The organism is Kaistia sp. MMO-174, assembly GCF_037147815.1.
GTDB classification, from domain to species: domain Bacteria; phylum Pseudomonadota; class Alphaproteobacteria; order Rhizobiales; family Kaistiaceae; genus Kaistia; species Kaistia nematophila.
In genome coordinates this window covers 52,556-61,758 of record NZ_JBBCUO010000007.1, presented here as the reverse complement: position 1 = coordinate 61,758, position 9,203 = coordinate 52,556, and the positions used below count along the sequence as shown (strand labels likewise).

Below are 9,203 nucleotides of genomic sequence, written 5' to 3'. Positions count from 1 at the left end.
GAGCGAGGCGGCCTCTTCGCGGCCTTTCGGATCCGGCGTCGGTAGTGCTCCCTCAGGCTCTTGCGCGCAGCGGCTCGGCCTCGCGGCCGCTCGCCTCCGCCTTGATCTTCTCGATTTCCGGCCAGCGCTCGCCAAGGCGGGGGATCGCCCCCATCAGCTCGCGCGTATAGGCCTCGCGCGGATCGGCGAGGATCTCCTGCGGCGCGCCGGCATCGACGACGCGGCCCCTGTTCATGATCACCACGCTGTCGGACAGATAGTAAGCCGTAGAAAGATCGTGGGTGATGTAGACGAAGGACACGCCCGTCTCTTCCTTGATCATCTTGAAGAGATTGATGATGTTCATCCGCAGAGACGCGTCGACCATTGAGACCGGCTCGTCGGCGACGATCAGGCGCGGGCTCGGGATCAGTGCGCGGGCGATCGAGATGCGCTGCAATTCGCCGCCGGAAAACTGGCGGATATATTTGCCGCGCACCCGGTCGAAGGAGAGGCCGACGGAGCGCAGCGCCGTTTCGACGACATCGGCGCCGTCGGTCGTCTTCTCGGCGACCTTCAGGTTCTTCGCCGTATTGATCAGGTAGCTGTCGAGCGGCAGGTAGGCGCTGAACGCCTCGAACGGGTTCTGGAAGATCGGCTGGACGAGACGGCGGAACTCGAAATCGTTGATCCGGTCGCTGTCCTTCCCGGTCAGCGGCCGGCCGCCGAGACGGATCGAACCGCTGGTCGGCTCGACGAGGCGCAGGATCATGCGAGCGAGCGTCGTCTTGCCGGAGCCGGATTCGCCGACGATGGAAAAGACCTGCGGCTTCGCATCGAGGGTGAGCGAGACGCCGTCGACGGCGGCGATCTGCTTGCCGCTGAACAGGCCGCCGGCGCGATAGAGCTTGCGCAGCGCGTTGATTTCCAGGACCGGCTTGTCGTGCGGCGCGGGCGTGCGGGTCATGCGCGTTCCCTCAGCGAAAATGACAGGCGGAGGCATGGTTGGGCGCCTTGTCGACGAGCGGCGGCGACTTCTGGCGGCAGATCGCCTGCGCTTCCGGGCAGCGAGCTGCGAAGCGGCAGCCTTGCGGCGGCGCGGCGAGGCTGGGCGGCCGGCCATCGAGGCCGACGCGCTCGCTTTTCTGGCCGACGCGCGGCAGCGCGCCGATCAGCGCCTCGGTATAGGGATGGAGCGGCGCCTCGAACACATCCGCCGTCGGCCCGACCTCGACGATCTTGCCGGCATAGGCGATCGCGATGCGGTCGGTGATCTGGTAGTGCACGCCGAGATCGTGCGAGACGAGGACCAGCGTGTTCTTGAGCCGCCGCTGGATCTCGACCAGCATCAGGAGGATGCGCTTCTGCACGACGACGTCGAGCGCCGTTGTCGGCTCGTCGGCGAGGATCAGCCGCGGCCGGACGAAGGCGGCGATCGCCACCAGAACGCGCTGGCGCATGCCGCCGGAAAGCTGGTGCGGATAGCTGTCGAGCACGGTTTCCGGCAGGCCGAAGCCAGCGAGGAAATCGACGATGCGCTGGCGGAGTTCCGCCTTGCTGCCCTGCTTCTCGCGTTTCGGCAGCGCGTCGACGATCTGCTTCTCGACCTTCATGATCGGGTTCAGCACGCTCATCGAGCCCTGCGGCACGTAGGAGATCTGGTCCCACCAGAGATCCTGGAACCGCGCCGCATCGCTCTCGCGGGTGCGGCCGCTGTCGGGATCGGTGAAGCGGCCGGTGACTTCGCCGGCCGTCATCTTCAGCCCGCCGGAAAAGTCGCCATAGAGCGTCCGCATCAGGGTGGACTTGCCGCAGCCGGATTCGCCGGCGATGCCGAGGATCTCGTTGTCGTGGACCGTCAGCGTCACGTCGTCGACGGCGGCGACGAAGGCGTCGGGCGTGCCGTAGCCGGCGCGGACATTCTTCAGTTCGATCATCAGCCGATCCTCCGGGCTGCGGAACGGATCGCCAGGCCCGAGGAGATCAGGAACAGCGAGATGAACATCAGCACGATGGCGAGAACCGGCGCGCCGACCCAGAGATATCGCTGCGCCAGAAGCGCCTGATACTTGAGCGCCCAGTAGATCATCGTGCCGATCGTCGCCTGCTGGGCGCTCGACAGGCCGATGACGGCGAGGCTCGTCTCGGTGGCGATGCCGACCAGCACCGTGTTGATGAAATTCGCCGCCGACCAGCCGGCGATATAGGGGAAGATGTGGCGGCCGAGGATCTTCAGCCGGCTCTCGCCGGAGAACCAGGCGACGTTGATGAACTCGCGCTCGCGCATGGTCAGCGCCACGGCGCGGACCTGGCGGCCGGGATAGGGCCAGTTGAACAGGACCAGGGCGACGCCGACGATCGGCAGCGACAGCTGGCCGCCGAACAGGGCGGCGAGCAGGATCAGGATCGGCAGGCTCGGAATGCAGAGCAGCGCGTCCATCAGGAACGACAGCACCCGGTCGAGCCAGCCGCCGGAATAGCCGGCGGCGAGGCCGGCGAAGACGCCGATCAGCGTCGAGAAGAACGCGACGGTGAGGCCGAGGATCAGCGAGTTATGCAGCGCCCAGGTCAGCAGCCAGAAGATGTCCTGGCCGAGATTGGTGGTGCCGAGCAGATGGTGCAGGCTGGCGCCCTGGTTGCGCGGCGCCTTGTACCAGGTGAGCGGGTTGGTCGGCGCGAACCAGGGCAGGATCAGGCCGAGGACGACGAAGATCGTCAGCAGCGCCAGGCCGAGGCCGAGGCGGAACGAGCCGATTTTGGGAAGCTTGAAGGCGCGCATGATCACCTCGCCCGGATGCGTGGATCGAGGAGCGGGTAGATCAGGTCGATGATCATGGTGGCGGTGGCGACCGCGATGATCGACAGGCTGATCGTGCCCATCAGAAGGTTATAGTCGCCCTGGATCACGGCCATGTAGATCAGGTGGCCGAGGCCCGGATATTCGAACAGGATCTCGGTGACGATTGAGCCGTTGAACATCAGGCCGATCTGCAAAGCGAGGAAGGTGATCTGCGGCAGGATCGCGTTCGGCAGAACGTAACGCGTCAGGATGCGGCCGTCGCCAAGGCCCTTCAGCCGGGCATAGCGGACGAATTCTTCCTCGGCGAGCTGCGTCGTCTGCGCCTTGACGCTGATCACCCACCAGCCGAACACCACCAGCACGATCGACAGCGCCGGCAGGATCGAGTTCCAGACCACGCTCTTGACGAAGGCGAAGCTCCACGGTGCGCCATGCACCGAGGCGGTCAGTGGGAAGATCGGCCAGATATAGGAGAACAGGATCGAGAGGACGAGGGCGAGGATGTAGTAGGGGATCGGATAGACGAGGATCGCCAGCCCCTCCATGATCCGCGACGAGGCGCGGTTGGGCCGCCAGCCGGCGATCAGCCCGACGAAATTGCCGAGCACCCAGGCGATCAGCGTCGAGGAAAGCAGCAGCCCGAAGGTCCAGGGAAGCGCCTGCGCGATCAACTGGCTCACAGGCGTCGGATACATCGCCAGCGACGGACCGAAATCGCCGGTCATGACGATGCGCTTGACGAAGTTCCAGTACTGGGTGAGCAGCGAGCCCTGCAGCCCGAAGGCGTCGGTGAGCGAGGCGCGCAGCGCGTCCGCCTGGGCGGCGTCCATGTAGGTTCCCTGCGAGCTGACCTTGGCGAGCATGGCCTCGACCGGGTCGTTGGGCGCGAAGCGGGGAACGAAGAAGACCACGGTCAAGCCGAAGGCGATCACCAGTATGTAGGAGATCAGTCGGGTTGCGATCTGGCCGAGAAGTCTCATGGGCGGTGTCCCGTCCTGTTGCATCGGGCTCAGGAGGTCGCCGGCGGTCGGCAAGCATCGGACCGGGCGGCCAGTGTCTTTCCGGAGTGTGGCGCCCCGGAAAGACTTGCTGGATGCGGTTCGCGAGAACCGGGAGCGCGGCTGCGTCTCAGATGATCTCGAGATAGTCGCGGTCGGGCAGCGGCGGGAACGGCGCCGCGGGAAGCGTCTGGTACCAGAAGGCGACCGAGGCGATGTCGTCCTGCAGCGGCAGGTAGCGCCGGTCCTTCTTCTCCGTGCGCCAGCCGAGCGCCTGGATCGTCACCTTCAGGTCGCTGTCGAAGCGGATCGGATCCATGATGTGCCAGCGATACATGCCGAAGCGTGTCTGCGAACGATAGGTGCCGTCCGGGCGCAGGACCTGCGGCAGGCCGGCATAGGCGGTGCTGAACTCGCGGTATTCGCTCGTCATGGTCGGATCGACGACGCCGCCGTCGAAATTGTAGGCGCCGCAGAAATAGTCTTCCGTGCCGGTGCCGCAGATGGTCGGGTATTCCTTGTCGCCATCCATGAAGAACTTGATCTCGCCTTCACCCCACCAGCCGGCGTTGTTGACGCCCCAGGCCATGTAGGTGCCGACATACTGGCCCTGGCCCTTGACGCCGTCGAGGATGACATAGTCCTCCTTGAACGGCAGCGGGTTGGTGCGGCGGAACTGGGCGTGGAAATAGGCGGCGTCGGCCGGAACTTCGGTCAGCGTGTAGTTGATCTGGTAGTAGACGATCGCATGTTCATCGGGATCGCGGTTCTCCAGCGTGATCCGGCAATGCTTGCGGAACGGCATTTCCCAGTAGCAGTTGAAGGCGCGGCCGGGATTGACGCAGACGGCGAGCGAGGAAACCTGCGCATACTGGTTCCAGCCGGCGCAGAAGAAATCGCCGAGCGGGCTTTCGACGGAGGGATGTTCCTGGCCGTCCCAGTAGATGCGCAGGATCAGGTCGCGCCAGCGCACATTGGCCGGCGTTAGCCAGATCTGCTGGATCGCGCCGGGGCCTTCGATGTCGGCGATCACGCGGGTTTCGCCGGCTTCCATCCGGATCGACGGCGACACCTTCCAGCCGAGGCCGCTGCCATCCTTGCCGAGGCCGCGGGCGCAACTGGCGCCGGTGCCCTCGACCGCCATGCCGCCCTTGCCCTTCTCGCCGGTGAAGTTCTCCGGGCTGATCGAACGGGTCTTGGCCTTGGACAGCCGCGAAAGGTTCCCGAGATTCATCCCGAGTCCGGAAAAGCCCTCTGACATTTTTCCTCCATGTCAGTACGTGCGAGATCGGTGAGTGCGAAAATAAGAGCGTGCGAGATCATGCCGCCGAGATCGATCATCTTGGGAGGCAATAAGCAATTTGGCAGACAGGCAGAGCTGTATCGCGAACTGGGAAGGTTTATCGATAAGGGTCGAAATTATACCCCAATCGAATTGCCTTGCCGGCGCTTCGGTCTTATCGTGCTGGTGGCTTCGTTACCTTGGCGTTCGATTTCCAACCCGGAAGATTGTTTTTATTATTTTTGATCATCTTGATCATTCGCTGTTGTTCAGCGTGTCTTATTGATGTGAGATGCTAGGATCCTAGTTTGGGGGTGTCAATGGCGATCGCGATGACGAAGCGAAAAACTCCGGGCGGCGCCGAGCTTCCGCAACGGGACGACCCGTTCCCGGCCGACGCCGTCATCGATCGCTCGCGTCCGATCGGCGAGCAGGTCTATGGCCTGTTGCGCCGCGCCATCGCGCATTGGCGGTTGCGGCCGGGCGACCCCATCCCGGAGGCGCTGGTGACGCGGCGCTTCGACATTTCGCGCTCGCCGCTCCGCGAAGCGTTCCGCCAGCTTGCCTCGGACGGGCTGGTGGTGATCCGCCCGCAGGCGGGCACCTATGTCTCGCCGGTCGACCGGCTACGCTGGGAGGAGGGGCGGCTGATCCGTCGCGCGCTGGAGGTCGAGGGCATCCGCCACGCCGCGGCGCATGTCACCCAGTCCAGCCTCGATGAGCTCGAGCTGCTGATGCGCCAGCAGCGGCGCGCGGCCGAGGCCGGCAATTTCGAGGAGCTGATCGAGCTCGACGACCGCTTTCATGCCACTATCTGCCAGCTGAGCGGCTTTCCGCGCCTGTGGCGGATGATCGACGCCGCCAAGGCGCAGATCGACCGTACCCGTTTCATGGCGCTGCCGGAAATGGGCCGTGCCGACGATACGCTGGTCGAGCACCAGGGTATCCTCGACGCGCTGTCGGCCCGCGACCCGGAAATGGCCGTGGCTTTGCTCATCCGCCATCTTGACCGTTCGGATCGGGCGATGGCGCAATTGTTTGCCGGCGAAGCGTTGCACAGCGGCCTCTGCGAGAAGGCCTAGCCAAAAAAGAAAGCCCGCCATGTGGCGGGCTTTCCGTCTTCAGGATCGCGTTGCGATCAGTAGTAGGGCGACACGCAGGCCCGGCGCGGACCTTCGTTCGGCTGGAACGTGTTGTCCGAGGCGCGATAGGAGCGGTAGCGGTCCTCGCACCAGCGCAGGTGATCGCGCGACAAGCTCGGCGGCGCGACTTCGCGCGGCTGGTTGGCGATGGCGCCGCCGATCAGCGCGCCGACGCCGAAGGCCGCCAGCGGATACCACCAGCCGTCACTGCCGCGGCGATAGCCCGGGCGCGGGTCGCGATAGCCGTGGTGTCCGTTCCAGTAGCCGGGGCGGTTGGGCGGACGGTTCCAGTTCGGTCCGCCATGTCCGGGGCCGGGGCCACCCCAGCCGGGACCGCCAGGGCCGGGCCGGTTCGGGCCACCATGATTCGGACCACCATGGCCGGGACGGCCGGGCCGGTCGCCCGGGCGGCAGCCCTGCGGCGGGCAGGGGCGACCCTGGATCTCGATGACATTGGATGCCGTGCTGGCACCCGGATCGACGCGCATCAGCGGCGCCGCCTGGACCGGCAATGCCGACGCCGCGAAAACGAGCGCCATTGCGGCTGAACTGATTCGTCTCAACACCATATCTTCCACCTTCCCGAATGGCCTGGCGCGCCACGAGAGTTCGCGCGGGCGCAAGGCAAGAGTCACGTCCGCGGATTGCGCTCGAAAAGTCCTATCTTTCAAGAAGATGAGACAATCCAAGGGGCTACAGCGAACCCTCTCTGCGGCAGGAATTTCTGCCCCGTCATGGGATCAATGTCGCACCCGCGATCCGGTTCCGGCAGCCCGCGAAGCGAGCGAAGACGCTACGGTACGCCTTATTTGCCGGTACACGCTCTGGTTTGTATCCGGCAGAGTTGAATTGTTCCAGTTCCCGGGGCCAAATCCCGTCGGAGAAGGGGAGGCTCATGGCCGATTCTGCATATACCGGGTCCGCCGACACTGGGGCTCGCGCCGTTCGCTCGGATGTCGGTCTGTTTCTGGCCGCGTTCGCCGTCTGCCTGCTGTTCCGGCTTCCGGCCCTCGGCGACCTGGCGTTCTGGTACGACGAGGTCATGACCGCCGACGCCATCGCCAAGTCATGGAGCGGCATGGCGTGGGAGCGGCTGTCACAGGGCCATCTCCCGACCTATTTCGCCGTCCTCAAGGGATTTGGCCTGTCCGGCGGCTCGGAGTTCATGCTCCGGCTGCCCTCCGCGCTTCTCGACGGCGCGGCGGGCGGACTCGTCGCCGTGATGGCGAACCGCATCGGCGGGACCGTCTCCGCCATCGCCGCGGCCATCCTCTACGCAACCCTGCCGATCCTGATCATCTATGGCCAGGAGGCGCGACCCTATGCGCTGCAGCTTCTCTGCGTCGCCCTGGCGATGCAGGGGCAGATCGGCCTGCTGCGCCGCGAGGGCTCGGCCCCGGGCAATGCCCGGCTGGCGACCCTGGGAGCCCTGGGTTCGATCCTTGCCATTCCGGCCGGCGCCGTGATCGTGGCGATGCAGCATCTCGCCGTGCTGGCGTGTGGCGGGGTCCGCAAGGGGGCTCCGGAGCGGCGCATCTGGCTCCGGCACATGGCGACTACCTGGCTGATCGCGGCCCTGGCGCTCATGTCGCTGTATCCGTCGGTCCTGTTCCAGGCGGGCCGGCCGGAGGGTTTGATGAAGTGGCAGGCCGCCACCTCCTTGTCGGTCCGGATCAAGGGGGTCCTCCAGGGCACCTATGGCTTCAGGGTGCCGGAGGACCTGGATCGCTACTGGCCGCTCTCCTTCAACGCCGCGCTGATGTGGAGCCTGTTCGCGCTGATGGCGATCGGACTGATCGCCAACCGGCGGTCACTCGTTCATCGCTATCTGGCCATTGTCGCGATCGGAACCTTTGTCGCGTTCATGGGTGTCGCCGCGTTTACGGCGGTCACGGGCCGGTATCTGATCGGCATGATGCCGGCTGCCGTGATGCTGGCGGCGTTCGGCGTCGGCGCCCTGCTGGCAAACGGTCGGGCGCGGTGGTTCGCCTTGCCCTGGCTCGCGCTTTTCGGCGCCGGCCTTGTCCTGCAGGGCCTCGATACGCTCGCCGCTCCGCGCAAATATGACTGGCGGCCGGTTGCGCGCTTCCTGCATGACGCCGGCTTCCGCCAGGGCGTGGTCCACACGGATGTCGACGTTTTCCGGAGGGAACTGGGCCACTACGTCGACAAGGCAGACACCGTCGCCTTTCGTGCGATCTCCCCCGGCGAGTCGATCGACGCGCTCTGGCGCAAGGCTTCCGACCAGCCGGTCGCGTGGTTCGTCGTTTCCGCGTGGAGGGGCAGCCCTCCGATGCCGACGTCGGAGGCGGTCGTCTGCACCTGGCCGTTCGGCAAGATGAAGGTTGTGATGGTGGCGCGCGACCGGGCCGGCGCGCCCGACGGCGTCCGCAACGATCTGGCCGACCCACGCATCTGCACGGCGCCGGCCGCCTAAGCTTCGCTTCCCCTGCCGGCCGGCCCGCTCGACGTCGGTCTCGATCGGCGCTCTCATGGCGATAAAGTCCATGCCGATCAAGGACTGGGCGTCGACCCTGAAGGACCGCACGAACGGCCTGTTCCTCGCGCCCTACGAGCATGACGATCTCGACCCGTCCAACTTCTACTACCTGTTCAAGCCGGGCGGCCGTCATCACTACGCGCCGACTATGACAAGCTGGTGAACTCCGGCGACGCCGGCTCGGACTGGGCAGGCCGCCTCGCCCTGGCACATCGTCTGGCGCCACCTGATCCCGAATTCGGTCTCGCCGGTCATCGTCGGCTTCGTGCTCGCGATCCCGCTCGCCATGATGCTCGAGGCGTCGCTGAGCTTTCTCGGCATCGGCGTGCAGCCTCCGACCCCGAGCTGGGGCCAGATGATCAATGTCGGCATGAATTTCATGTATTTCTACTGGCACATGGCGGTATTCCCGGTGCCGGCGCTGGCCGTCACCATCCTCGCCGCGTCGCTGCTCGGCGACGGCCCGCGCGATGCTCTCGATCCGACCCTGAAAGGGCGCTGA

At 65.6% G+C, this 9,203-nt stretch carries 9 protein-coding genes and 1 pseudogene; 4 read left to right on the top strand and 6 right to left on the bottom strand.

Going from position 1 to position 9,203, the window contains the following annotated elements; genetic code table 11:
- Positions 1-52: 52 nt before the first annotated feature.
- From WFK98_RS23840 to WFK98_RS23820, 5 genes are all read right to left on the bottom strand, one after another.
- Positions 53-946, bottom strand: coding sequence for an ABC transporter ATP-binding protein (locus WFK98_RS23840; RefSeq protein ID WP_336802039.1), 894 nt, complete (start codon positions 944-946; stop codon positions 53-55).
- Between the two features lie 10 nt (positions 947-956).
- Positions 957-1,916, bottom strand: a complete 960-nt coding sequence (locus WFK98_RS23835; RefSeq protein ID WP_266337275.1) for an ABC transporter ATP-binding protein — start codon at positions 1,914-1,916, stop codon at positions 957-959.
- Entirely contained in the window at positions 1,916-2,758 is an 843-nt protein-coding gene (locus WFK98_RS23830; protein ID WP_336802038.1) for an ABC transporter permease, read from the bottom strand. Before WFK98_RS23830 ends, WFK98_RS23835 begins: the two co-directional genes overlap by 1 nt.
- A gap of 2 nt (positions 2,759-2,760) precedes the next feature.
- Positions 2,761-3,759 carry an ABC transporter permease gene (locus tag WFK98_RS23825; RefSeq protein ID WP_266337277.1) on the bottom strand — a complete coding sequence of 333 codons (999 nt, stop codon included), beginning with the start codon at positions 3,757-3,759 and terminating at the stop codon, positions 2,761-2,763.
- A gap of 148 nt (positions 3,760-3,907) precedes the next feature.
- Positions 3,908-5,011 carry a glycoside hydrolase family 172 protein gene (locus tag WFK98_RS23820; protein ID WP_266337278.1) on the bottom strand — a complete coding sequence of 368 codons (1,104 nt, stop codon included), beginning with the start codon at positions 5,009-5,011 and terminating at the stop codon, positions 3,908-3,910.
- Positions 5,012-5,391: 380 nt separating this feature from the next.
- On the opposite strand from WFK98_RS23820, the gene WFK98_RS23815 reads away from it, so the two are divergent.
- Entirely contained in the window at positions 5,392-6,141 is a 750-nt protein-coding gene (locus WFK98_RS23815) for a GntR family transcriptional regulator (RefSeq protein ID WP_266337279.1), read from the top strand.
- A gap of 56 nt (positions 6,142-6,197) precedes the next feature.
- Here WFK98_RS23815 and WFK98_RS23810 read toward each other — a convergent pair whose 3' ends face one another.
- A complete protein-coding gene (locus tag WFK98_RS23810; RefSeq protein ID WP_266337280.1) occupies positions 6,198-6,740 on the bottom strand; it encodes a BA14K family protein in 543 nt (180 codons plus the stop codon).
- A 356-nt stretch (positions 6,741-7,096) separates the two neighbouring features.
- Between WFK98_RS23810 and WFK98_RS23805 the strand changes: the two genes are divergently transcribed.
- From WFK98_RS23805 to WFK98_RS23795, 3 genes and pseudogenes are all read left to right on the top strand, one after another.
- Positions 7,097-8,638 (top strand): glycosyltransferase family 39 protein, encoded by a 1,542-nt coding sequence (locus WFK98_RS23805; protein ID WP_336802037.1) that lies wholly within the window; start codon positions 7,097-7,099, stop codon positions 8,636-8,638.
- 55 nt (positions 8,639-8,693) lie between these two features.
- Complete coding sequence (locus WFK98_RS23800; RefSeq protein WP_336802036.1) at positions 8,694-8,864, top strand: hypothetical protein; 171 nt, start codon at positions 8,694-8,696, stop codon at positions 8,862-8,864.
- 42 nt (positions 8,865-8,906) lie between these two features.
- Positions 8,907-9,203, top strand: a pseudogene (locus WFK98_RS23795) (ABC transporter permease); the annotation flags it as partial.